The 23908-nt window shown below is 69.2% G+C and carries 21 protein-coding genes, 1 tRNA gene and 2 pseudogenes; 12 read left to right on the forward strand and 12 right to left on the reverse strand.

Annotated features, from left to right (window positions below):
* The first annotated feature begins 86 nt into the window (after window positions 1-86).
* The 4 genes from tmk to ACFWQC_RS00625 all read left to right on the forward strand — a co-directional run bounded on the left by tmk (window position 87) and on the right by ACFWQC_RS00625 (window position 4141).
* Complete coding sequence (gene tmk, locus ACFWQC_RS00610; RefSeq protein WP_378671701.1) at window positions 87-737, forward strand: dTMP kinase; 651 nt, start codon at window positions 87-89, stop codon at window positions 735-737.
* Window positions 734-1894 (forward strand): DNA polymerase III subunit delta', encoded by a 1161-nt coding sequence (locus tag ACFWQC_RS00615; RefSeq protein WP_378671702.1) that lies wholly within the window; start codon window positions 734-736, stop codon window positions 1892-1894. The genes tmk and ACFWQC_RS00615 overlap by 4 nt, the downstream gene beginning before the upstream one ends.
* Entirely contained in the window at window positions 1891-3411 is a 1521-nt protein-coding gene (locus tag ACFWQC_RS00620; RefSeq protein ID WP_378671704.1) for an alpha/beta hydrolase, read from the forward strand. The genes ACFWQC_RS00615 and ACFWQC_RS00620 overlap by 4 nt, the downstream gene beginning before the upstream one ends.
* A gap of 124 nt (window positions 3412-3535) precedes the next feature.
* Entirely contained in the window at window positions 3536-4141 is a 606-nt protein-coding gene (locus tag ACFWQC_RS00625) for an excalibur calcium-binding domain-containing protein (protein ID WP_378671706.1), read from the forward strand.
* Between the two features lie 100 nt (window positions 4142-4241).
* Here ACFWQC_RS00625 and ACFWQC_RS00630 read toward each other — a convergent pair whose 3' ends face one another.
* Window positions 4242-5168, reverse strand: a complete 927-nt coding sequence (locus tag ACFWQC_RS00630) for a LysR family transcriptional regulator (protein ID WP_378671708.1) — start codon at window positions 5166-5168, stop codon at window positions 4242-4244.
* A gap of 11 nt (window positions 5169-5179) precedes the next feature.
* On the opposite strand from ACFWQC_RS00630, the gene ACFWQC_RS00635 reads away from it, so the two are divergent.
* From ACFWQC_RS00635 to ACFWQC_RS00660, 6 genes and pseudogenes are all read left to right on the forward strand, one after another.
* On the forward strand, window positions 5180-5455 hold the full coding sequence (locus tag ACFWQC_RS00635) for a hypothetical protein (protein ID WP_378671710.1): 276 nt from the start codon (window positions 5180-5182) through the stop codon (window positions 5453-5455).
* Window positions 5456-5468: 13 nt separating this feature from the next.
* Window positions 5469-5541, forward strand: a tRNA-Thr gene (locus ACFWQC_RS00640).
* Window positions 5542-5763: 222 nt separating this feature from the next.
* A pseudogene (locus tag ACFWQC_RS00645) lies at window positions 5764-6021 on the forward strand (UTRA domain-containing protein); the annotation flags it as partial.
* Window positions 6022-6071: 50 nt separating this feature from the next.
* A pseudogene (locus ACFWQC_RS00650) lies at window positions 6072-6308 on the forward strand (UTRA domain-containing protein); the annotation flags it as partial.
* Complete coding sequence (locus ACFWQC_RS00655; protein ID WP_378671712.1) at window positions 6292-7104, forward strand: protein phosphatase 2C domain-containing protein; 813 nt, start codon at window positions 6292-6294, stop codon at window positions 7102-7104. The pseudogene ACFWQC_RS00650 and the gene ACFWQC_RS00655, both read left to right, overlap by 17 nt.
* A 535-nt stretch (window positions 7105-7639) precedes the next feature.
* Window positions 7640-7795: a hypothetical protein gene (locus ACFWQC_RS00660; RefSeq protein WP_378671713.1), complete on the forward strand. Its 156-nt coding sequence runs from the start codon at window positions 7640-7642 to the stop codon at window positions 7793-7795.
* A gap of 631 nt (window positions 7796-8426) precedes the next feature.
* Here ACFWQC_RS00660 and ACFWQC_RS00665 read toward each other — a convergent pair.
* Window positions 8427-9728 carry an MFS transporter gene (locus ACFWQC_RS00665; protein ID WP_378671715.1) on the reverse strand — a complete coding sequence of 434 codons (1302 nt, stop codon included), beginning with the start codon at window positions 9726-9728 and terminating at the stop codon, window positions 8427-8429.
* 125 nt (window positions 9729-9853) lie between these two features.
* Between ACFWQC_RS00665 and ACFWQC_RS00670 the strand changes: the two genes are divergently transcribed.
* Window positions 9854-10093 (forward strand): SDR family NAD(P)-dependent oxidoreductase, encoded by a 240-nt coding sequence (locus tag ACFWQC_RS00670; RefSeq protein ID WP_378671716.1) that lies wholly within the window; start codon window positions 9854-9856, stop codon window positions 10091-10093.
* On the opposite strand, the gene ACFWQC_RS00675 is transcribed toward ACFWQC_RS00670, so the two are convergent.
* The 4 genes from ACFWQC_RS00675 to ACFWQC_RS00690 all read right to left on the reverse strand — a co-directional run bounded on the left by ACFWQC_RS00675 (window position 9984) and on the right by ACFWQC_RS00690 (window position 15661).
* A complete protein-coding gene (locus ACFWQC_RS00675) occupies window positions 9984-10841 on the reverse strand; it encodes an alpha/beta hydrolase (protein ID WP_378671718.1) in 858 nt (285 codons plus the stop codon). The genes ACFWQC_RS00670 and ACFWQC_RS00675 overlap by 110 nt on opposite strands.
* Window positions 10842-10883: 42 nt before the next feature.
* Window positions 10884-13274, reverse strand: coding sequence for a DUF6351 family protein (locus tag ACFWQC_RS00680; RefSeq protein ID WP_378671720.1), 2391 nt, complete (start codon window positions 13272-13274; stop codon window positions 10884-10886).
* A gap of 92 nt (window positions 13275-13366) precedes the next feature.
* Complete coding sequence (locus ACFWQC_RS00685; protein WP_378671721.1) at window positions 13367-14959, reverse strand: MDR family MFS transporter; 1593 nt, start codon at window positions 14957-14959, stop codon at window positions 13367-13369.
* 96 nt (window positions 14960-15055) lie between these two features.
* Window positions 15056-15661, reverse strand: a complete 606-nt coding sequence (locus ACFWQC_RS00690; protein WP_378671722.1) for a TetR/AcrR family transcriptional regulator — start codon at window positions 15659-15661, stop codon at window positions 15056-15058.
* A 154-nt stretch (window positions 15662-15815) separates the two neighbouring features.
* Here ACFWQC_RS00690 and ACFWQC_RS00695 point away from each other — a divergent pair, with 154 nt between their 5' ends.
* A complete protein-coding gene (locus ACFWQC_RS00695; protein WP_378671724.1) occupies window positions 15816-17060 on the forward strand; it encodes an NAD(P)/FAD-dependent oxidoreductase in 1245 nt (414 codons plus the stop codon).
* Window positions 17061-17070: 10 nt separating this feature from the next.
* Here the strand turns inward: ACFWQC_RS00695 and ACFWQC_RS00700 are convergent, their stop codons facing one another.
* The 6 genes from ACFWQC_RS00700 to ACFWQC_RS00725 all read right to left on the reverse strand — a co-directional run bounded on the left by ACFWQC_RS00700 (window position 17071) and on the right by ACFWQC_RS00725 (window position 23827).
* Complete coding sequence (locus ACFWQC_RS00700) at window positions 17071-18603, reverse strand: PucR family transcriptional regulator (RefSeq protein WP_378671725.1); 1533 nt, start codon at window positions 18601-18603, stop codon at window positions 17071-17073.
* A gap of 46 nt (window positions 18604-18649) precedes the next feature.
* A complete protein-coding gene (locus ACFWQC_RS00705; RefSeq protein ID WP_378671727.1) occupies window positions 18650-19138 on the reverse strand; it encodes a nucleoside deaminase in 489 nt (162 codons plus the stop codon).
* A 51-nt stretch (window positions 19139-19189) separates the two neighbouring features.
* Window positions 19190-19777, reverse strand: coding sequence for a superoxide dismutase family protein (locus ACFWQC_RS00710; protein ID WP_378671729.1), 588 nt, complete (start codon window positions 19775-19777; stop codon window positions 19190-19192).
* 49 nt (window positions 19778-19826) lie between these two features.
* Complete coding sequence (locus ACFWQC_RS00715) at window positions 19827-21602, reverse strand: GMC family oxidoreductase N-terminal domain-containing protein (protein ID WP_378671730.1); 1776 nt, start codon at window positions 21600-21602, stop codon at window positions 19827-19829.
* Window positions 21602-22489: a hypothetical protein gene (locus ACFWQC_RS00720; protein WP_378671731.1), complete on the reverse strand. Its 888-nt coding sequence runs from the start codon at window positions 22487-22489 to the stop codon at window positions 21602-21604. Before ACFWQC_RS00720 ends, ACFWQC_RS00715 begins: the two co-directional genes overlap by 1 nt.
* A 123-nt stretch (window positions 22490-22612) precedes the next feature.
* The gene (locus tag ACFWQC_RS00725) at window positions 22613-23827 is read right to left on the reverse strand and encodes a PucR family transcriptional regulator (RefSeq protein WP_378671733.1); all 1215 of its coding nucleotides are present in this window, start codon (window positions 23825-23827) and stop codon (window positions 22613-22615) included.
* Window positions 23828-23908 lie beyond the last annotated feature (81 nt).

Genomic DNA, 23908 nt, shown 5'->3' on the forward strand with positions numbered 1-23908 from the left:
GGGTGGTGCCACCTTCGGCAGTCTCAATGTGATGGTCCTGGGCGGCGTGCGTCTGGGTTGTCGGTCCCACCCCGTAGGTTTGGCTCGTGAGGTTTCCGGGTGTCTACGCAGAGCACGGCGTCTTCGTCTGTTTCGAGGGCGGCGAGGGGTCGGGCAAGTCGACCCAGTCGCGGCTGCTCCACGAGGCCCTGACCGCCCGCGGCCACCGGGTCCTGCTGACCTTCGAGCCGGGCGACACCGCCGTAGGCAAGGACGTACGCCGCATCGTGCTGTCCCCGGAGACCGGCGACCTCGACGACCGGACCGAGGCGCTCCTGTTCGCCGCCGACAAGGCCGAGCACATCGAGTCGATGGTCCGCCCGGCGCTGGAGCGGGGCGAGGTGGTCATCACCGACCGCTATGTCGACTCGATGCTGGCCTACCAGGGCGCCGGCCGGGTGCTGGACGCCGCCCAGCTCGAGGAGGTCGCGCGGTGGGCGACCGCCGACCTGCGGCCTCACCTGACCGTGCTGCTCGACCTCGATCCGACGGCCGGCTTCACCCGGTTCGAGGAGCGCGACCGGATGGAGCAGGAGTCGCATCAGTTCCACCAGCGGGTGCGCTCCGCGTTCGTCGGGCTGGCCGAGCGGAATCCCGACCACTACCTGGTCCTGGACGCCCGCGCGCCGGTCGAGGAGATCCATGCGGCGGTGCTGGCGCGGCTCGAGCCGCTGCTCGCCGAGGCGGTGACCGCATGAGCGTCGCCACGACCTCGGTCTGGGACAACCTGGTCGGCCAGCACCACATCATCTCGACGCTGCGGACCGCCGCAGCCGGCCACGGCATGACCCAGTCGTGGCTGTTCACGGGGCCCCCGGGCTCGGGACGGTCCAACGCCGCGATCGCCTTCGCCGCCGCGCTCCAGTGCCCCAACGGAGGCTGCGGCCAGTGCCACGCGTGCCACACCGTGCTCGCGGGCAGCCACGCCGACGTCAACCTGGTCCGCACGGAGAAGCTCACGCTCGGGGTCGACGAGATCCGCGACCTCGTCCGGCAGGCCGCCCTCACGCCGGCCGGAAGCCGCTGGCAGATCCTGATCATCGAGGACGCCGACCGGCTCACCGAGCAGGCCAACAACGCGCTGCTCAAGGCGGTCGAGGAGCCCGGCGCCCGCACGGTCTGGATGCTCTGCACGCCGACGGTCGAGGACGTACTCCCGACCATCCGGTCCCGGTGTCGGCTGGTCACGCTGACCACCCCGACGGCTCCCGACGTGACCGCCTTTCTCCAGCGCACGCTCGGTGTCGACGAGGCGCGCGCGGCCTACGCGGCTCGCGCGAGCCAGAGCCACATCGGCCGGGCCAAGGCGCTGGCCCGTGACGACGACACCCGTCGCCGTCGCGAGCAGGTGGTCGCCTACCCGGCCCGGCTGAACACCCTCGCCGACGCGCTCCGGGCCGCCGGCGAGCTCGCCGCGGTCTCGAAGGAGGAGGCCGACGCGGTCACCGCCGACCTCGACGCTCGGGAGAAGGCTGACCTCGACACCGGCTACGGCGTGGTCGATCGCGGTCGCCGGCCGCGTGAGTACGGTCCCGCGCTGTCCGCGCTCGAGAAGGACCAGAAGCGCCGCGCCACCCGCCGCCACCGCGACGTGATCGACCGCGGGCTGATGGACCTGGTCTCGGTCTACCGCGACGCGATCGCGATGGCCGCCGGCGCTCCGGTGACCCTCGTCAACGAGGAGCACCGGCGCGAGATCGAGCAGCTCGTCGCGGTCTCGACCCCCGAGCTCAACCTGCAGCGGATCGGGGCGATCTTCGAAGCCCGTGAGCAGCTGCTGGAGTTCAACGTGCAGCCCCAGTTGGTGCTGGAAGCGATGATGGTGGCGCTGTTGCCGCCCGGAGGAGATCAGTGAAACTCAAAGCAGTGACCGGCGCCGCCGCGCTGACCACCTTGACCGTGATCGCCGCGGGGTGTGGTGCCGACGGCGGCACCCCCGACGCCGACCAGGTGAGTCCGAGCGCGGAGGCCACCGCGGCCCCGACCGAGGGGCTGCAGACCTTCTACAGCCAGAAGCTGGACTGGAAGGACTGCAACGGCGCCTTCGAGTGCGCGACCCTCGAGGTGCCGCTCGACTACTCCGACCCGACCGGCCGCACCATCGCGGTCTCGGTCATCAAGGACCCGGCCACCGAGAAGAAGATCGGCTCGCTGGCGATCAACCCGGGTGGCCCTGGCGGCTCGGGCATCGAGTACGCCCTCTACAACAACCAGTCCTTCAGCTCCACCGTCCGCGACTCCTACGACATCGTCGGCTTCGACCCGCGTGGTGTCGGGCAGAGCACCCCGGTCGACTGTCTCGACGACAAGTCCCTGGACGCCTACGTCGCGGTCGACCCCGACCCCGACACTCCGGCCGAGACTCAGGCTTACGTCGACACCGGCGTCGAGATGGCCAACGGCTGCGCCGCCCAGAAGGACGGCATCTCCGCCCACGTCAGCACCGTCGAGGCGGCTCGAGACATGGACGTACTCCGGGCTGCGCTCGGTGAGGACCAGCTCGACTACTTCGGCGCCTCCTACGGCACCCAGCTCGGCTCGACCTACGCCGAGCTCTACCCGGACCGGGTCGGCCGCTTCGTGCTCGACGGCGCGATCGAGCCCGGGCTGAGCGTCCTCGAGGCCAACCTCGCCCAGGCGAAGGGCTTCGAGGTCGCACTCCGCTCCTACGTCGAGAACTGCGTCGACGAGGGCAGCTGCTTCCTCGGCGACAGCGTCGACGAGGGCGTCGAGCGCGTCCAGAAGCTGATGGCCGACATCGACGCCGAGCCGTTGCCCGCCGGCGACCGCGAGCTGACCGCCGGCAACGCCCTCTACGGCCTGATCACCCCGCTCTACGTCGAGTCCTACTGGCCCTACCTCACCGACGCCCTGCAGGCGGCGCTGAAGGGCGACGGCTCCCAGTTGATGAGCCTCTCGGACAACTACGCGGGCCGTGACCCCGAGGGTGGCTACATCAACAACACGATGGAGGCCAACTGGGCGATCAACTGCCTCGATGACTCCTCCGGCCTCAGCCCGGAGGAGGTACGCAAGCAGGTGCCCGCCTTCGAGGAGGCCGCTCCCACCTTCGGTGCCGCCCTGGCTTGGATGCTCAACGGCTGCGCCGCAGAGAAGTTCAAGGCCACCGAGCCCGAGCCCGAGATCGACGCCCAGGGCTCCAACCCGATCGTCGTCGTCGGCACCACCCGCGACCCGGCCACCCCCTACGAGTGGGCCGAAGCGCTCGCAAAGGCTCTCGACAACGGCGTACTCGTCTCCCGCGACGGCGACGGCCACACCGGCTACATGCAGGGCAACGGCTGCGTCGACGACGCCATCGACGCCTACCTGGTCGACGGCAAGGTCCCCGACGACGGCTTGGAGTGCTGACACCGCTCGAACTGCGGATTTACCCGATGTGGGGTGGGTCCTCGTCGTGACGGCCCCGGCGGATCTCTCTGGACCAGAGGATCACTGCCGGAAACGTCACTTCGAGAGGAAGGGTCACGAGCACGTGATCATCAACCAGCGAATCCGTTCGACGACGAAGGTCTTCGCTGCCACCGCCATCGCCTCCCTGGCGATCGCGGTAGCCCCCGTCATCAGTCAGCCCGCCCACGCCACCACACCCCCGGGGACCGTCGCCAAGGTCATCACCAAGGTCGTCAAGGTCTCCGCCAACAAGTACGGGACGAGGTCCTACCGCCCCGTCGGCAAGCTGACCGCGGGCGGTAACCCGATCAAGGGCAAGCGCATCCACCTGCAGAAGAAGGCCAGCGGCCGCTGGATGAGCGTGACCTCCTGCGTGACGAACAGGTACGGCAAGTGCGCCGTGATCGTGACGCCGAAGGTCAGCCGCTACTACCGCTGGAAGTTCGCCGGTGACGCTAAGCGGAAGGTCGACGTCTCGGCGTCGTTCTACCTGAAGAAGCGCGGCACCTCCGGTGGAAGTGGCTCGGGTCTCGACTACACCTACGGCAACGGCGAGAAGGTCTACAACGCCACCTCGGCCAACGACCGCGACTGCGGAGAGATCCCGAGCAGCAAGAAGCCCGTACGCGTCCACGGCTCCGATCCGTGGCGCCTCGACGCCGACAACGACGGCTACGGCTGCGAATGACCCGGAGCCTTCGTCAAGGTATGTAGGCCGGGGCTCACATCCCCAGCGGAACTCCGCACGGGATGTGAGCTTTCGGCTACATAACTCGATGGAGGAACAGCTAGCGCCGGTGGACCGGGTCCGCGATGGCCTGGATCCGCTTCGTGGCCAGCTCGATCATCAACGTGGCGGCGGGGGAGAGGGTGGCGTCGGTGCGGTGGACGACGGCGAACGTGTCGTACGTCCGGGGCCGCAGTGACACCCAGCCGGCCTTCGGTGCCAGCCTGGGGAGCAGCTGTTCGGCTGCTCCCTTGGCGATGACGCTGTCGGCGTACCCCATGCCCACCAGCTCGACGGCCGTCTCGATGTCCTCGACCTCGATCCGGCTGGGTGGGTTGCGCCCGGTCTCGTGGAGCAGGTTGCGGATGGTGACCCGGGTGGGGTCCTCGGAGCTCCAGCTCGTGTCGGACATGACCAGCGAGGCCAGCGAGAGCCGGTGCGGGGTGACCGGCGTGGCCAGGTGGGCCGGGTCGGCCGAGATGTAGACCAGCTCGTCGCGGGCGACGGGGGTGACCTTCAACCCCGGACCGGAGACGCTGCCGACGAGCAGCATCGCCGCCTCGAGCCGTCCGCGCCGCAGGTCATCTTGGACCTCGGTGGAGTTCTGCCCGGTCAGCTCGACGCGCACGCCGGGGTATCGGTCGAGCACGTCGGCCACCAGGCCGGCACCGCCGTAGAGCCGCGCGATCCCGAACATCCCGAACCGGATCGTCCCGGTCTCGAACTGTTTCACCGCCTGCACGGCCTTGCGCGCGTCCTCGGCAGCCGCAACCGTACGCTCCGCGTGCGGCCTCAGCTCGTCGGCCACCCCGGTCGGCACCACCCCGCGCCCGACGCGCCGGAAGAGCTGGACGCCGAGCGTACGCTCCAGGCTCCTGACCTGCTCCGAGATCGATGGCTGTGCATACCCGAGCTCGTCGGCCGCCGCGGTCAACGAGCCATGCTCGTAGACCGCGAGGAACACGCGGAGCTGGTGCAGCGACAACATAGAGACATCCTATGACTTTCCAAGGAAAGATCGTCTACCTCTATGAATCGCCGGCGGTCATCATTGAATCACCACCACTGTGTCCGCAGTCGGTGGTTGACCCACGTTCAGAGAAGAGCAAAGCAACAATGAAGCACGGCGTACGCCGCTTGGGCCGCCTCATCGGCAAGGGCAAGCCCACCCGCATGACCATCGACGAGCAGGTCGAGGCGCACCGTTTTAGTGTCGAGCGCGCAGTCTCGGTACACTCGTCCGGTCCGCTCAACCAGAGTCGCTTCATGCGGTAACGGATGACGGTACGCCGCCTTAGCTCAGTCGGTAGAGCGTCTCACTCGTAATGAGAAGGTCGTCGGTTCGATTCCGACAGGCGGCTCCGACAGAAACCCGGTCCTGACCAGCCAGAACATGGCTGCGGAGGCCGGGTTTGTTGTTTGTCATTCGCCTGCCTCCCGCTCTTGTGTCCCCCCGGTGGCCCCCCGGGTCCCTCCCCGGAGCCCGTTCCGGGCCCCATCTTGCTCAGCAGTCGCGGCGCTAAAGCTGAGGGACTCGTCGACAGTAGAACCGGTAGCGGCGTCTTCGGCCGCGCCGGCCGCACATGGTCCTTCTCGGTTCCGATCGCTATGCGAGGCGTGTCCGCGATCGCGGGCAGGCGCCATTCCAGGCCGAGGCTGAGGCGGCCGGCCTGAGTTGGTCTCAAGACGTGCTCGAGCTGGGCACCGTCCCCGCGCCGGCATGGGTTGCGGAGTGGTACGAGATCGAGCCTGGAGCGGATGTGTTCGTACGCCGCCGGCGCACATGGCTCGCCGATGACCCGACGCAGCTCGCAGACAGCTACTACCTACCCGAGATCGTCGAAGGAACCGCGATCACTACCGAGGACTCCGTGCCCGGGGTGGGTCGTACGCCCGTCTCGACGAGGCAGGTCACAGGATCGAGCGATTCCGCGAGGAGCTCCAGGCGCGACCGCCCAATCCTGAAGAGGCCGCAGGCCTTCACCTGCACCCAGGCGTTCCGGTCATCGAGCTACACCGCATCGCGTACTCTGCCTCGGGTCCAGTCGAGGTGTTCCGCTCCGTCTCGCTAGCGACCGGCACACCTTCGCCTACGAATTTGAGGCCCCTGAGTGAGCATCCGTCTTAGTGCCCAGAGCTACACCGAGACGTCACCGACCCACGAGCACAACGAGGACTTCGTGCTCATCGGCAACGACTTCGTGATCGTTCTTGACGGAGCCTCACCCGTGCCGGGCCTCGAGAACGGATGCATCCACGATGTGCCCTGGCTCGTCCGCCAGCTGGGCCTGCGTCTCGCCGAAGGACTAGCCACGCCGAGCACCTGGAGCCTGTCCGCGATCCTCGAGCGCGCGATTCAGCAAGTGTGCGACGCACACTCGGAGACCTGTGACCTCGAGGACCCCAACAGCCCCTCGTCGACGGTCGCCCTGCTCCGACTGCACGGTGACCGGATCGACTATCTCGCCCTCGCGGACTCATCGGTCGTGTTCCACATGGCCGATGGAGGCGTGCTGCCGATCACCGACGACCGCCTCGATCACCTCGAGGACTACTCGGTTGCCGGAATCGGTGCAGTGCGGAACACCCTCGATGGATTCTGGGTTGCCAGCACCAAGCCTGAAGCGGCCCGTCACGCTGTCGCCGGCAGCGTCTCTCTCGCTGCCGAACCGGTCCAAGCTGCTGCGGTATTGACCGACGGAGCCGCGACGCTCGTCGAGCGGCACGGGCAGACCTGGGAACACCTCTTCAGCATCCTTGACGCGGGACCGCACGAGCTGGCGCGGCGCACCCGCGAAGCCGACGAGAATGCGACAGGGAAGTTCCGCGGAAAGAAGCACGACGATGCAACCGCTGTTCTGTGTCAATTTGTCGACTCAACCGTCGGACAGGTTTCCGCTGCCAGGCCGACACAGCGCGGCTGAGGGCAGACGGAAAAGAGTAGGCGAGGCGGGGAGGCAGTCCACATGCATTCTGGTCGAGCGGCGGCGCGCCTCGGCGGCCTCGCGGTGATCGGCGGCCTACTGCTCGGCGTTTGGAATCCCCGATTCGGTGATCCGCTGCCGATGCCCGCCCGCCTATGGGCGACAGTTGCGCTTGCGCTCGCCGCCATTTGGCTCATTGCATCGGCCGTGTTTATCGACCTTCGGGCCAGGAAAGCTCTCAAGCGTCGACGCTCTGGAAATCCCTCGAAACGATCGGCGCACCGAAACTAGGGATGCGAGCCGACGACAGGGGGCAGCGTCCGCCTCGTGAGAACTTTCTCTACTGACTCAAGGCGGCCTCCGGCCGCGAGCGCGGCCTCCGGGGGCGTGCGGCCTGGCGGCCGGTCCTCCTGCGTGCCGCGCAAATGAAGAAGAGCGCCCAGTCCGTAGACCAAGCGCTCACTCTCCAACCGACGCAGCTCGCAATGCCGGATCAGCCAGTCCCGAGCCCCATCGACCGCTAACCTCCTCGGTCATGCACAACCCGCTCGTCGACCTCATCTCCGACCCTCTCGGCCTGGCCGGCGTCGCTGCCCTCGGGTTCGCCCTCCTCTACGTCGGCACCCGCTACGACGATCTCCGCGACAAGGGACGCAAGTTCATCGAACGGCGCAAACAGCGGAAGTCCTAGCGTCGTCATCAGCACGAACCAGCCCGCTCCAGGACCTCGGCCGATGACGAGGGGGAGGTGGGCGCTGCTGCCGGTGGGGACACTCCCCGCGACGCTTCTATGATCGGTGGTGTTGGGCAGCGTGGGGGCAAGCCCCCAGACCCCCGCCAAGGGGGCCAGGTGCCGGAATGGGTGACGCTCCGCCCCCGCGATACGGACTTGGTATGTGCTCCCGAATCGTGTCCCCCCGGTGGCCCCCCGACCTGAAATCGGGCTCGAGGAACGCAACGGATGCAATGACGTCACGAGCGCGCAGAAGGCCGCAGTCACGACCAGGAACGCTCTCGTAGTGAGAAGGTCGTCGGTTCGATTCCGACAGGCGGCTCAGCAAACCCCGGTCTCGCCAGCGAAAACGCTGGCCACGAGACCGGGGTTCCTTGCTCTCCGGCTGACGGCTTGCCACCCCGTATCACTTTCGGGCGGAGTGGCTGGGCGCGCTCGTTACCAGTTGGTGGCGTTTGTCAGCGCTCGACGCAGGATGCGTGCTATCACTTCCGGGTGCGGTCCGGGCGCCCGTGCTGCTGGAGTCCCCCCACTCGGTAGCGAGGGCGTCCAGGACCGCACGCCAAGTTCGCGTGGGCCGTGTCCGTCGTCAGGCTCGCTCCGCGGACACGGGCTCGACCGGCTGCTCGGCGTGAGGCCCGACCCACCAGACCACGGTGGTGACCACACCGATCAGAAGCAGCCCGCTGGTCAGCCAGAACGGATAGGTGCGGTCCATCCCCGAGAGCCACCCGGAGATCAAGCCGAACGGGGCGGCAGCGAGCATCACCGCGGTGCGCTGCAGCGCCATCACCCGTGACCGCTCGGCCTCGTCGACGTGAAAGGCGACGAGCGACTCCGAGAGCATGAAGAGCATCCCGGCGCCGAAGCTGTCGAGGAGGAGGCACACCCCGAGAAGCGCGTACGTAACGAGGTCGGCCTCACCCTCGGCGGCGGGGATCACGACGAGCACGAGCTGGCCGGCCAGATAGATGCCGAAGCCCCACAACGTCGCCTGCTTGAGATCGTGTCCCGAGGTCAGCCGGCGGATGAGGGTGAAGAGGAAGAGCACCGACAGCAGGGAGCGCACCATCGGGAAGAACGGCAGCATCGCGTCGGGCACGTGTAGGTGGTGGTTGACCAGGACCTGCCAGAAGGTGGCGTTGACGAGGGTGACAGCCGCGACGAGGGCGGCGATGGCCATCGCGAGCACCGAGCCGCGCGAGCGGGCCAGCAGCCGCGCCGCCTCGCGGTAGCCGACGAAGAGGCGCCAGAGGCTCTCGTGCCGGGTCTGCTCCATCCGGATCCGGCCCTGTCGGGTCTCGTGGGAGGCGGCGTACAACAGGATGATCTTGGCCAGCATCACGACCGCGGCGTTGATGAAGAGCACCCGCACCGCGGGCTCCATGCCGAACTGCGCGACCATGAAGGCGGCGATCGGGGCGAAGAGCGCGGAGCAGTCGGCCGCGACCCTTACCAAGGAGTAGATGCCGGTGATCTGGTCGCGCTCCGCGTCCTCGACCATCAGGCAGTCCCAGGCGTTCGCGGTGACCTGCAGCGCGCCGTTGAGCAGCGACGCGGCCAGGAACGCCCAGAAGTCCTGGGCGAATGCCCAGATCAGGCAGGGGATCACGAAGGCGATCAGGTCGAAGACCGCGTTCGTCAGCCGACGTCCCATCCGGTCGGTGATGATGCCGCCGGCGAGCCCGAAGAACACCTGGGAGATCATCCCGGCGGTCGCGAGCAGGCCGATCTGTGCGTCGTGCAGCCCGAGCGTGAGCATGAAGACGGAGAGGTAGGGCAGTACCAGCGCCATCGACAGGCCCCACATCGGCTCGGTCCACACGCATGCGCGCGGGTTGCCGCGGAGATGGATCAGGGTGTGCCAGAGGGAGCCGGGGGAGGATGCCACCGGGACAGTGAACCAGGGGTGACATCAAGGACGGAAACGCTTTAGTCGGGCCCCTGCGACGTCTGATTGCCGCCAGAAGTGCGGCCGACCAGACCAACCCGGAATCGCCCTACTACGGCACGGTCGTGCCCGCCTACCAGTCGTCCAAGGCCGCGCTGAACAGCGTGACCATCGCGCTGGCCAAGGCGCTCGCCGAGACTCCCGTCGAGGTGACCACGGTGTGTCCGGGATTCGTGCAGGCCGAGCTGACCCCGATCAGCCGGCCGCGATCTCCGCGAGGAGATCCGCGGCCGGGGACGGGTGGACGAGCCAGCCGAGGTGGCTCGACGTCAGGGTGTGGACGGCGTACGGGTTGTCCGGGGTGAGGGCGTCGCCCTCGCGGATGAGCCGGTCCTGCATCGCCGGCGGCATGCTGACGTCCTCGCTGAGGCGTACGAACGCACGGGGCACCGTCCCCCACGTCGAAGCCTGGGCGCGGTCGTCGGCGCCGCCGGCGTCGAGGTTCTCGTCGGGCTGGAAGGTGTTGAGGAACGTACGGAACTCGTCGTCGGTGCCATCGGCCATGAAGGCATGCTTGAGGCCGGCGAGGACCTCGGCGGAAGCGGTGCGGAAGTTGCAGCGCAGCAGGCCGACATCGGCAGGATTCGCGGCGGCCGCGCCGATCAGCGCGGAGGCGTCGAAGGCGGCCATCTCCGGCTCAGCGTTGTACGCGACCGCATCCAGCTCCACCGGTGCCCAGGCCGAGACGTAGATCATCGAGTCGATCAGGTCCGGGCGGGCGTTGGCGGTGGCGGTCAGGGTGATTCCGCCGCGGCTGTGCGCGACGACGATCACCGGGCCGTGCTCCTTGGCCCGCTCGAGCACCGAGACGAGGCGAGCCACGTTGTCGGCGAGGGTCACGCCCTTGATCCCGCCCGGGGCCGAAGCGAGCTCGGCGAGGTCCTGGGGCGCCTGGTAGGCCACCGGGAACGTCGCCTCGAAGCCGTGGCCGGGGAGGTCGACGGCGAGCGAGCGGAACCCGCGCAGCGCCAGCTCGGCCTGCAGCGGTGCGAACGAGAACGAGTTGGCGAAGGCGCCATGGACCAGGACGAAGGTCGGCTCGGGGGAAGACATGGGCGAGACACTAGCGCCGACCGACTCGGCGAGAACCACCGGTCAATTTTCGAGCGGTGACGACCGTGGGGCGCGGCCCAGCGGCGTACCTCCGTAGACGACCGAGCCATCGGCCTCCTGATAGGTCATCCACGGCACGGTCTTGGTGAAGCCCACACCCGGCTTGCTGTAGTCGCACACTCCGTCCGGGAAGGCCGCCTCCAGCCGAGCCCACTGGGCATCGGTGAGGCCGAAGGCGCCGTAGTCGTCGGCGCGACGCAGCGGCTTGAGGTGGCACTTGGCGTTGTCGGAGTAGTTGTTGTCGCCGGCCACGATCCGCGGTGTCGCGAAGTCGGTCTTGACCAGGTCGCTGACCGGTCCGAGCCCGCACACCAGGTCCGAGACCGGGTCCACGACGAGGTTCAGCGCGGGATCCAGGACCGGGTTGAGGGCGGGGTTGAGGCCGTCGAGCGCGCCACCGGTCAGGTCGTCCACGAGCGGGTCGGCGACCGGCAGGAACAGGCCGTCCTCGCTGGAGATCCCCTGGGTCTGGGTGCACCGGTCGTGCAGGTCGCCGGGGCGGTCCTGGACGATCTTGTCCGCCAGCGCCACCGAGCGCTTGTCCGCCTCGACCGAGGCCAGCCAGCGGTCCATCGCGAGCAGCGCCTCCTTGGAGTAGCTCGGGTCGCCGATGAGGGGTGTCACGCCGTACCAGATCACCTGGTTGTCGGCGTGCCCCTGCTCCCGGGTCAGTCGGTCGCGCATCGCCCAGGCCCAGCGCGCGTCGTGCGCGACGCCCGGGTCCGGTCCGCGGTGGTCGATGATCGCCACGTCGGACAGGTTGCTGGCGGTGTTGACCATCCCGCTGCGGTAGGCGTTGGTGAGCGCGGCCGGGTCGGCGACCGAGCGCTGCGCCCGGGGCTGGACGTCGATGTCGAGCCCGCCGATCTTCTCGTTGACGTCGACGAACTGTTCCGGTGTGATCGCCCCGGAGCGGAGCGCTTCGAGGCCGTACTGCACGCCGGTGTTGTCCAGCGGCGAGCCCGCGAAGCCGCGCCCGATCTGCTTCTCCTGCGGGGTCCACACGCTCTCCGGGCGCGGGCCGAAGACGTTGATCGTGCCGTCGATGATCGAGCAGCGTACGCCGCCGGGGTTGTTCTCCGCGTCGTAGCGCTCCTGGTCGCTGACCCCGGCGCACGGGTGCGTCGGCATGACCGCCTGCTTGAAGAGGCCCTCGTCGGCGGTGACCGCGTTGAGCGGCAGCAGGTGGCCCTCGACCGCCGCCCACTGCAGCGGGTTCCAGAACTTGCCGTCGGTGAGGCGCTTGGAGCTCTCGAAGTATTTGCGGAGCAGGTGGTAGTCGGAGAACTGCAGGCCCGGCGAGAGCGAGTCGGGGTAGGAGCAGGTCACGACCAGGCCCTGGTAGATCCCGGGGTAGGCGTTCGCGATCGTCTGCTGAGCGATCGAGCCGCCGGAGCAGCCGCTGCCGATCGTGTAGCGCAGGTCGCCGTATGTCTCGACGAGGTGCTCCTTGGCCATCATCAGCGACTCGGCCGCGCTCGTCACGTTGCAGTTGTGGCCGGTGTTGGCCAGCGCGGTGGAGAGCATCGCGAAGCCGCGGCCGAGCGCGACGGTCGGGCTGTCGCCGAGGGCGTCCGCGACGACCGGGATGCCGAGGTCGAAGGTGCCGGCGTAGTCCTTGGTCGGGGCCGTGCCGACCTCATGGTCGACCCCGCAGCTGCCGCCGTGCGGGATGAACAGCTTGTTGTTCCACTGCTGCTGCGGGCGCCAGCGCTGCCACCGCTTGCCGGGCTGCCAGAGCACGGCGATCCGGTACTGGTCGCGGTTCTGGTAGCCGGTCTCGACTCGTACGACGAACGGCACCGTCACGCCCTCGTCGGTGGTCGTGGTGGCGACGTCGCGTGGCGGGTTCTCGGGATCGTAGGGCTGGAGGCCGTCGAGCAGCGGGTTGGCGGACCGGTAGAGCCAGCTGATCGTCGGCTCCTGGTTGCACTGCGCGTCCCTCGCTGTCGGCTGGCAGCGCCACGGCTGCAGCTGAGGTCCTGAGAAGATCGGCCCGCCGCGCGGGTGGTTGGTGATCGTGAGCCAGGCGCCACGACCGTCGGGCAGGCGCGCGGTCAGCTCGTTGGTCCCGACCCGCAGGCCGCGTACGACGCCCTCGATCTCGCCGTTGGGCCGCTCGGCGAAGGCCGCGGTGACGTCGCGGCTGCCGGCCAGGCCTACCTTCAGGCCATCGGCTTCGGCGTCCGAAGGAAGGGTGATCCGCACGAGCGCGTTGCCGTCGGAGACCAGGTCGGCCCGGTTGGAGAGCGTCTCCAGGACGATGGCCTCGGCCGGAGCGGGTGCTGCGGCGGCCGGCGCCACACCGAGCAGCATGCTCGCGACGAGGGCGGCCACCGTCGCGATCGAGAGGGGCAGGGCGCGAGCGGGCATGACATGCCTTTCCGAGAGCTGCGCACGTCCCTCGAGCGGACGGTCGCCGTGACAGGAGAATGCCCCCTGCCACGGCGACCGTCAAGGAAGCCTCAGCCTGCGACCGCCTCCCCGCGGGCGACCATGCCGGCCTCGTCGGAGAGCTTGACCTCCTTGAGGAACAGCGCGAGCGCGAGACCGAGGAGGATCAGTGGCACGAGATACCAGAACGCCGGTGCGAGTGCCTCGGTGAAGGCGTCGACGACCCAGGTGTGGAGCGGCTCGGGCAGCTGCTCGACAGCAGCCGGGGTGAGGCTCCCACCGGAGAATCCTGCGCCGTCGGCGGGCATCATCCCCGAGGAGGCCATCTTCTCGGCCAGCCCCCCGAAGTTGTCGGTCAGTCGCGTGGTGAACACGGTCGTGAACAGCGCCGTACCGACGGTCGCACCGATCTCCCGGAAGAAGTTGTTCGCCGAGGTCGCGGTGCCGAGCTCATGCGGGTCGACGGCGTTCTGGACGGCGAGCACGATGGTCTGCATGACCAGGCCCATCCCGGCGCCGAGCACGAAGATCATCAGCCCGAAGACGACCATCGACATGTCGCCGGTGATCGTGGTCAGCCAGGCGATCCCGGCCGCGGTGATGAGCAGACCGGCGATCGGGAAGATCTTGTAGCGGCCCGTCTTCGAGATCGCGATGCCCGAGCCGATCGCGGTCAGCATCATGCCGGCCATCATCGGCAGCATCAGCAGTCCGGAGCTGGTGATCGAGGCGCCGGTCGACATCTGCAGGAACGTCGGCAGCATCGCCATGGCCGAGAACATGCCCATCCCGAGCACCAGGCCGATCAGCGTGGTCACCGTGAAGGTGGGGTTCTTGAAGAGGCGGAGCGGGATCAGCGGCTCGGGCGCGAGGGTCTCGGTGACGATGAACGCGGCCACCGAGGCCAGGGTGCCGACGAGCAGGCCGAGCAGCTGCGGCGAGGACCAGTCGTAGCCGTCCTGGCCGAGCGACTCCCACGAGGTCAGCAGCACGATGCCGCAGGTGGAGAGCACCATGAACATGATCCCCAGCCAGTCGACCGGGCGTCCCGAGCGGTGCGAGGGCAGCCGCAGGGCGAACCAGGCCACGGCGAACGCGATGATCCCGACCGGCACGTTGATCCAGAAGGTCCAGCGCCAGCCCGGACCGTCGGTGAGCCAGCCACCGAGGAGCGGCCCGATGACGGCTGAGATGCCGAACAGCGCGCCCATCGGACCCATGTACTTGCCGCGCTCGGAGGCCGGCACGATGTCGGCGATGATCGCCTGGGACAGGATCATCAGCCCGCCACCGCCGAGCCCCTGGAGACCGCGGGCGGCGACCAGCTCGGGGAACGTCTGCGCCATCCCGCCGAAGAGCGAGCCGAGCGTGAACAGGGCGACGGCGACCAGGAACGGCCAACGGCGACCCCAGAGGTCACCGAACTTCCCGTACAGCGGCATGACGATCGCGATCGCCATGATGTAGGAGGTGATCACCCACCCCTGGTGCTCGACCCCGTCGAGCTCCCCGACGATCGTCGGCATCGCCGTGCTCACGATCGTCTGGTCGAGGGAGGAGAGGAACATCGAGGCCATCAGGGCCCCGAAGATCAGCCAGATCGTACGCGGCGTCAGCACGACCAACGGCTTATCGGGCGCGTCGGGCGCGACCGTTTGACTCATGGGGTTGGACCTTCCAGGCAGGAGTTGAACAGGCAGGGGTTGAAGAGGTGGTGACACACGGGTCCCGTGTGACATGAGAGGTCCCGAGAGATGTGGCTAGTCGTCGAGGAGCAGGCGGAGCTGGGCGACGGCCTCGGGCAGATGCGCCGCCGCATCGCCCTCGTAGCCCGACCGCGCCCAGGCGAGCGCGCTTGCCCGCAGCAGCAGCCCGGCGACCATCCCGATCGTGTCGTCGTCGACAGGGGAGGGCCGTGCCTCGCGGCGCTCGGCGAGCAGCTGCTCCAGCTCACCGACGACGCGCTGGTGCCAGGCGATGTGTCGCTGCACGAGCCGGGGTTCGGACATCATCAGCCGCATCGCCCGCTCGCCCTGCTCGATGTTGGGGGCGGCACTCCCCAGGAATCCCGCCACCAGCGCCTCCAGGTCGGTCATCAGCCGTCCCGACGGCCCGCCGGAGACGAACTGGGCGCGCACCTCCGCGTCCAGATCGACCTCCTGGATGCCGAGGACAGCGTCGTCCTTGGAGTCGAAGTAGTTGAAGAACGTACGCGTCGACAACCCCGCCGCGGAGCTGATCTCCTCCACGGTGACGTCATCGAGACCACGCTCGCCGACCAGTCGCTGAGCAGCCTCGATCAGCGCCAGCCGACGCTCCCGCTTCTGACGCTCGCGAGCGTTCGGAGGCGGGGTTGAGGTGGGCACCACACTATTCTTGCACTGAGTGCAAGTTGCAGTCAATGCAAGAATAGTGTGGTGGGGGTAATAGTGGGCTGTTGTGGCGAGAGCACAGTTGCACGCCCTGAACTTGTGGACGACGGCCAACGAGCCGACGCGCGTGGCGGCCGACCATGGAGCCATGAACTCCAGCAGGCACTCACGTCCCGAGCGCGTCGTCGTGGTCGGCGCAGGCATGGTCGGGTTGTCCACCGCATGGTTCCTCCAAGAGGCCGGTGTCGAGGTCACCGTCCTCGATCGCGACGACGTCGCTGCGGGCTCGAGCTGGGGCAACGCAGGGTGGTTGACGCCCAGCATGGCGGTGCCCCTGCCCGAGCCCTCGGTGCTGGCCTATGGCCTCCGGGCGGTGCTCAGCCCCTCCTCGCCGGTGTACATCCCGCCGACCGCCAACCCGCGCCTGCTGCGGTTCCTGGCGCAGTTCGGCCGCAACTGCACCCACCCGCGGTGGCAGCGCGCGATGGCCGCTCTGATCCCGCTCAACAACGGGGCGCTCGCGGCCTTCGACGACCTGGAGCAGGGTGGCGTGGAGGCGAGGACCAAGCGTGCCGAGCCGTTCACGGCCGCGTTCCGGACGACGGAGGACAGCAAGGCGCTGCTCGAGGAGTTCGAGCACATCCGGTCCAGCGGGCAGGAGATCAACTTCGATCTCGTCGACGGTGAGACCGCTCGTGCCGACGAGCCCGCGCTCGCCGACGGCATCGCCACCGCGATCCGGATCCGCGACCAGCGCTTCATCGACCCGGCCGCGTACGTGGACTCCATCGCTGCCTCCGTCCGCCGCCGCGGCGGGAGGATCTTGGCCGGTCGGGACGCGGATGATCTCGTCTCGTCCGGCTCGGGCGTCGTGGTCGCCGGCGAGCGGTACGACGTCGTTGTGCTGTCCACGGGCGCTCGCCTCAACCGGCTCGCGCGCGACTTCGGCGTCCGCCGCATCGTGCAGGCCGGACGGGGATACTCGTTCACGGTCAAGGTCGACGACCAGCCGCGGGGCCCGGTCTACTTCCCGACCCAGCGGGTGGCGTGCACGCCGGTCGGCGACAGGCTGCGGATCGCGGGGATGATGGAGTTCCGCGACGTCGACGCGCCGATGGACCCTCGGCGGATCCAGGCTCTGGTGACCGAGGCCAGGACGCTCCTCAAGGGCGTCCACCTCGATCAGCGCGAGGACGAGTGGGTCGGTGCCAGGCCGTGTACGTCCGACGGGCTCCCGCTCGTCGGGGCCACGCGCGACCCGAAGGTCTTCGTCGCCGGCGGCCACGGCATGTGGGGGATCACCTTGGGCCCGGTCACCGGCCGGCTGCTCGCCGAGCAGATCACCACCGGCGTACGCCCCGATCAGCTGCGCCCGGTCGACCCGCTGCGGTAGCCCGACGGCATCACTCGTTCGCCGCGTCGGCGCGGGCGCGCGCCAGCTCGAGGCGTACGGCCAGGCGCTGGGCGGGGTCATCGAGGTCGAGCGGACAGGCCTCGGCGAGTCGGGCCAGGCGGTAGCGCACGGTGTTGGGGTGCACCCCCAGCACCCGCGCCGCCCGGCCGACCTCGCCCCAGTGGTCGACGACGGCCTCGAGCGTCGCCAGCAGGGTGGCGTCGGCGTCGGGCGTGGTGAGCCTGGCGACCGGCGAGAGCAGCGGCATCCGGGCCATTCCAGACAGGGCGCGGGCGAGCACCAGCTCGGGCCAGCAGTCCTCGACCGAGGCCACCGCCCGGCGGTGGCCGGTGAGCTCGACGGTGGACAGCTCGGCCGCCTCGGTCCGGGACCGGAGCAGCTCGGCCACCGTTCCCACCGCCGAGCCGAGCCGCATCCCGACCGTGGGGCTGTGCCGTGACTCGGCGCGGACCAGGTCGGTGAACCAGGCGGTCGATCCGGGGCCGGATGAGTCTGAGAGCACCGCGTACAGGAGCCCGTCGAGGTCGACCACGACCGGCTGCCGCCAGCCGTGCCGACGCGCCAGGATCACCCACAACTCGGCACGCGCCTCGATTCCCAGGCCTTCCGGGCCGGTGAGCGCGGCCACCCGCCACGGCTCCGGACCGAGCCACTCGGGTCGGTCCGTCGTGTCGCCGCGCAGGGCGGTGCGGACGTGGTCGAGCTGCGTCTGACGGTGCAGCTCGGTGTGGGTGCGCAGGCGCAGCAGGTAGAGGGTGATCACGTCGACGGCGGCCCGCAACTCGCCCGATCGTGCGGCTCGGGGAGGTTCGTCGACCACGGCCCAGATCGAACCGAGCCACTCGCCGCCCGCGCGCACCGGGATGACGTAGCGAGGCCGGGTGCCCGGGTTCGCCGCGGGCACGAAGAGCGGTTCGTCGGAGCGGGCGAGGTGTCGGAAGACGCCTACCGAGCGGAAGTGGTTGCGCACCTCGCGCGGCACCCGGCGGCCCACGATGGTCGACATCCGCGCCTGGTCGACGTCCTCCTGGCCGGTGGAGTAGGCGAGCACCCGTGAGGCGGCGTCCTCGACCGTGACCGGCGCCCCGAGCAACGCGCCCACCTTGTCGGCCATGTCGAACAGGTCGGAGTAGAGGTCGTCGGCCGGTTCCGGGCTCCGGCCGGTCTGGGCGGCCTCGAGTGCCTTCCGCAGCATCGCCATCACCGGCGACCACGGCGCCTCGTCCGGGATCGCCAGCAGCGGCAGTCCCCGCTCGGCGCAGCGACTACGCACCTCGTCGTGGTCGGCCCACGATCGCCGGAGCACGAGCGCTGCCGCGTCGCCAGCCTTGCCGACGACCTCCAGAGCGTCGTCCAGCGAGCGCACGCCCACAGCCAGGACCACGTCGCCGCGCTCGACCTGGATCGGTCCGTCGGCTTCGACGAGCTCCACGCCGAGCACGTGGCGGGTCGACTCTCCGGCCTGGCACAGCTCCGCGAAAGCAGGAGCGACTGCCTGCGCCAAGTCTGCTGCGGTGATCACCCGATCACTGTGCCACGAGGTCGAGAGGTGTGGCTCCAGGCGGTGTTCAGGGCCGCGCTGCCGCCTGGTGGAGCGCGTGGATCTCCTCGACCAGCTCGAGGACGGGGCCGACGACGGCGACCTGCGGCGCGACCTCCTGGATCGGCAGCGGCCGCACCGGCGACTCACCTGCTCCCCAGCCGGTCCGCCACTGCGTCAGCTGCTCGGAGGAGGCGATGTAGACGATCCGGCCGACCCCTGACCAGCCGTGCGCCGCCGAGCACATCGGGCAGTGCTCGCCGGAGGTGTAGACCGTCGCCCCGGCGCGGATCTCCTCGTCGAGCTGGGTCGCCGCCCAACGGGCGAGGACGATCTCCGGGTGAGCCGTCGGGTCACCGGTCGAGTGCTCGCGGTTGCGGTCCTCCTGGAGCGCGTTGCCGGCGGCGTCGGCCAGGACGGACCCGAACGGCCCGTCGCCGTCCGCGAGCGCCTCCGCCGCCAGCTCCAGGCATCGACGCAGATGGGTCATGTCGGTCGGGGTGAGTTCGGTGGTCACCGCCACAGTCTGCGGCCAGGTGCGGCGTACGTCCCCTCATTTCGCCGGGGATCAGCCGGCCTCGATCACCGCACAGGCGATCCGGTCGCCTGCGTCGCCGGTCTTGGCGGTGTCCTCGTCCGGGCCCTCGGGCGCGTAGCGCTCCGGGACGTTGGCGTAGTTGTCCCGGTCCGCGTGGATCATCACCGCGCTGCCGTCCGCGTCCCGGAGGTCGTCGAGCGTGAAAGGGCCGGTGAACTCCAGGTTGGCGGTGCCGTCCTCGTTCACGAGGAGCGCCGGCAGGTCGCCGAGGTGCTCGCCGTGGGCGCTGTCGTCCGGGTTGAGGTGGCCGCCCGCGGAGAGGAAGTCGCCGGTCTTCGACGGGTCGTCCGGGGCAGCGCTGTCGGCCTCGCACCTGCCGGTCGTGTGCACGTGGAAGCCGTGGTAGCCGGCCGGTAGGCCGCTCACCCGGACGCTGATCTGGGTGGCCCCGTCGTCCTCCTCGATCTCGACGGTCCCGACCCTCTTTCCGTCGGGATCGGCGAACCTCGCGCTCACCTCGTTGCGATCGTCCGGGTCAGGATCTGCCCCCTCACCGCAGGCGGAGAGGGTCAGCAGGCTACCGGCAGCGAGTGCGGCAGCCGTTGCGCGACGGGACATGGGATACCTCCACGAGAACGGGATCCGGTCACCTCCACCGTACGTCTCCCTAGAGCCCGAGCTTCATGAGGCCGCGCGAGATCCGCGCGTCGGTCGAGATGACCGACGACCCCTTCGCGACCCAGGCCTCGCCGTCGAAGTAGCGAGTCACGATGTGCTCGCTGATCCGGGTGACCATCGCCTGCATCGTCAGCGTCGGGTTGGGGCCGCCCACCGAGTTGGGTAGCGCGGAGTTGTCGGCGACGAAGAGCCGCTTCACCGCCCGGGTCTCACCGCTGTGGTCGACCACCGAGTTCTCCTCGGACTCGCCCATCCGCATCGTCGAGTGGACGTGCAGCGGAAGCGCGGGGAAGTCCATCCGGTAGACCTTCTTGGCCCCGGCGCCCTTCAACAGCCGGGCTGCTTCGCGGGCGAGGAACTCACGGTTGCGCTGGCTGCGGGGCGTCCGGTGCCGGTTGGCGAACGTGACCTTCGGGATCGGGCCGTTCTCGTCGGCAGGCAGCGCGGAGAGCGTCACCCGGTTGACCGGGGAGACGTCGTCGTCGACGATGCTGACGACGTTGAGGATGTTGTCGAGGCCGTGCCCGAGCACGTCCTTCAGCTCGGGCCCGATCAGCCGGCCGGTCTCGCCGTCCCAGGCGCCGGTCATCCCGCGTCCGTTGGTGTACTGGCCGCGGATCCCGCTGTCGGAGAAGGTCATCGTGAACGCCTCGATGCCGGGCATCAGGCCGACGTTCATGTTCATCCCGTAACCCGGATAGTCGGTACGCGCCGCGGAGGCCGGTCCCTTGGAGCTGCCGACGTTCTCGTCGAAGAGGCCGAAGGTCCAGTCGAGGTAGTGGTCGGTGAAGCCCCGACCGACCCAGTCGTTGGGGTTGGGCAGCTCGCTGTTGAACCACAGCCGTGGGTTCTCCACGGCGCCGCCGGACATCACGACGACCTTCGCGTCCTCGGTGTGCACCATGCCGGTCGGGTTGTCCAGCCAGGTCACACCGGTCGCGGTCAGCTCGCCGTGAACGTCCTCGGTACGGATCTTGGTGACTGTCGCGTCCGTGACCAGCTCGACGGCCTTGCCGCCGTCGGCCCAGGACTCTGCGGTCAGCGCCATCGGCATGTAGCTGTTGTCCGTCGAGCGCTTCGCGACCAGGTTGCGAGGCGCCTTGTCCGGCGACGTGCAACCCTGGAAGCAGTGGCCGCAGAACGTGCAGCCGGTCGCCTGCGGGAACTTCAGCAGGTTGGCGTCGTTCGTCCTGCCGGCCGTGCCGCCCGGCTGGAGGATCGCGTTCTCCTGGGGTCGGTACGACGCCTCGAGCGTCGTCTTCGTCTTCTGGACCGGAAGGCCGAGGGTCTCGCAGCCCCGCAGGTAGACCGACTCCTTGGTGCCGACGGCGGCCGTCTGCACGGGCAGCGTCGTCTCCACCCATTCGAAGTACGGCACCAGATCGGCGTAGGAGAACGGGAAGAGGTGCTCGACGTCGTACAGGGCGGCGTCGGGGCCGTCGTACCCGGCGAAGACCCCGGGGTACGCCCGCGGGCTGTTGCCGAAGTAGTGTTGAGTCGTCCCGCCGACCCCGGAGACCTGCCACAGGAATGAGTTCTGGGGCAGTTCGCGGTAGGCCGCCGGCCGGTCGCGGTCCTCCTGTCCGACCCGGAGGTAGCCGGTGAGCGGGTTGTTGGCGTCGTTCTCCAGCCGACTCCACTGCTCGCGGGGCTTGGCGTGCCGCGGCCCACCCTCGATCACGAGTACGTCGAGCCCCTGTGCGGCGAGCTCTTTGGCGGCGACCGCGCCCCCGCCTCCGGCTCCGATGATGATCACGTCGCGCATCAGCGGGCGCTCACTTTCTGTCGTCCCTGGTAGTAGCCCTTGAACTCGTCCCAGCCGTCCATGCTCCCGGGGTCGTACTTCGTCAGGTCCCAGCCGACGGGTCGCTCGGTGACGGTCAGGCCGGCGGCATCGAAGGTCGACCACTCGCAGAAGGTGCCGAAGACGGAGAACTCCAGCAGGGCTCCTGCGATGAACCGCATGATCCCCGACGTCGTGCCCTGCAGAGGCTCGGGCAGCTCGGCGTCGATCGAGCCGACGAGCTGCGGATCGGCCTGTTCGAGAAGCTCGAAGACCTCCGCCTTCTTCGCGAAGGACAGCCGGGAGAACGGCGAGAGGTGCGCCCCGGCCGCCGATCCGGGATCGACCCGAACCGCCTGGGAGTTGAGCAGCAGCGCGATCACGACGGACAGCGGGAGGGCCGCGTCGTTGCGGAGCAGCAGCTTGATGGCGTCGTCGAGATCGGCGAGCAGGCCGTTGGTGACCAGCGGGAGGCCGTTCGGCACCACGATCGGCACGTCGGCGAGCCCGTTGGCGAGCGCGCGGCCGACCGCCGTCGCGACCTGGTCCGGCAGTGGTACGTAGTTGTCGAGCGACTCGATCAGGAAGTCGGGAGTCTTCGCCTCCATCGCGCCCGGCTCCTGGCGCGGGGTCCCCTGGGTCCTGGAGTAGGCATCAGGGCCGGGCGCGACGAAGACGGCGAGACCGTTGATCGTGTCGCGGGCGATCTCGGCCAACAGCTTGGCCACCACATCGACCAGCGGATCCGTCGGGGATCCGCTGGTCACCGCCCTCGCGGCCCCGGGCACCACGGTGCCCGCCGCGGCCAGAGCCCCCAGCACCCCGACGCGGGTCAGGAAGAAGCGACGATCGATTTGTGGTGTCCCCATGACACATACCTCCGAGCTCGATGCGCGTCTCACGGTGCCACCGGACAGGGGCCCGCGGCATCAGCGACACGCACAGAGTTGGAGGCGCCCAACTGTGCTGCAGCACAGTTAGGCGCACCTGATTCAGGAGACCAGAAGCGCCAGTCGGAGCAGCAGCTGATCGCGTCCGTCGTCGAGGCGGCAGCCGGTCAGCTCCTCGATCTGCTTGAGGCGGTAGACCACCGTGTTGCGGTGGCAGTGCATCTCCGTCGCCGTCTCTGAGGTGGACCGGTTGTTGGCGAACCAGCGGTCCAGGGTGTCGAGGAGCGACTCCTGCTTGTCGAGAGGGACGGTGAGCAGGTCGCCCAGAGCGCGGGACCGGATCCGGTCCGCGATCGGACGGTTCGCGGCGACCAGCACCTCGGGTAGTCGCTCGGTGAGAGCGGCGACGCCGGGCTCGTCGGCCGGCAGGCTGGCCAGTACCAGCTCCGCCATCCGGAACTCGGCGAGCACCTCTGCCAGGCCGACCGTCTCCTGGGAGACACCCACCCAACCGTCGACGATCGACGACAGCCGTCCGACCAGCTGCGGGACCGTCGCCCGGCCCAGGTCGACGAGCCCGATCTCGCGGTCGGACCGCAGGCGCCACTCGGAGCGGAATCCGGCAGCGGCCAGCGCCGTCCCCGGCGACGGAGGAGGTCCGGTCGCCGAGGTGCGGTGCCGGATCACCACGACCGCGATCCTCGTCTCCGAGGTCAGGCCCAGGATTCGCATCGCCTCGGCGGCGAATCCAGGGTCCGCGGCGCGCCCCTCCAGCAGGCCGTCGAGGATCGCCTGCCTGCGTTCGGTGTCGCGCTGCTTGGCCTCGAGCTCCCGGGTCCGGTACTCGTCGGCGACGGCCGTCGACATCAGGTCGATGAGCTGCATGACCTGCACGGCGCTGTCCAGGAGCTCGTCGAGCAGCTCGGGGACCCGGGAGCGGGCCTCGTCGAGAAGTGCGGCCCAGAGCACCTCCGTGCCGAGCCGGTAGGCGTGCAACAGCGACTCGAGCGGGAAGCCGGAATCCGCCCGGCGCCGCGCGGTGGTCTGAGCAGCGTCGAAGACGTCCACGCCCGGCGGCACCTGGTCTGCCAGTGACTGCAGCGAGCGCAGCATGTTGTCGCGACAGGACTGCAGCAGCTCTTCCGCCGCGATCAGATCGGTGGTCGCGTAGCGCTCGTCCTTGGCCTGCAGCGTGTCCCGCAGCACCGTGCCGAGCTCCTCGGCGCGCGGCAGCAGGCGCTGCGCCAACGTGCGGGTTATCGCCGACGGTTGCGGAAGAGGTGACGGCGGTGCATCTTCGGAGCGCTGGCTGGGCATGACCGGAGGCTACCAACGCGGCGCGGTGGGCACCTGGCGATCGTTTGTGCTCTGCGCACAGGTGCCTATGGCCACCGTCAC

This window comes from Nocardioides sp. NPDC058538, assembly GCF_042719275.1.
Lineage (GTDB): Bacteria > Actinomycetota > Actinomycetes > Propionibacteriales > Nocardioidaceae > Nocardioides.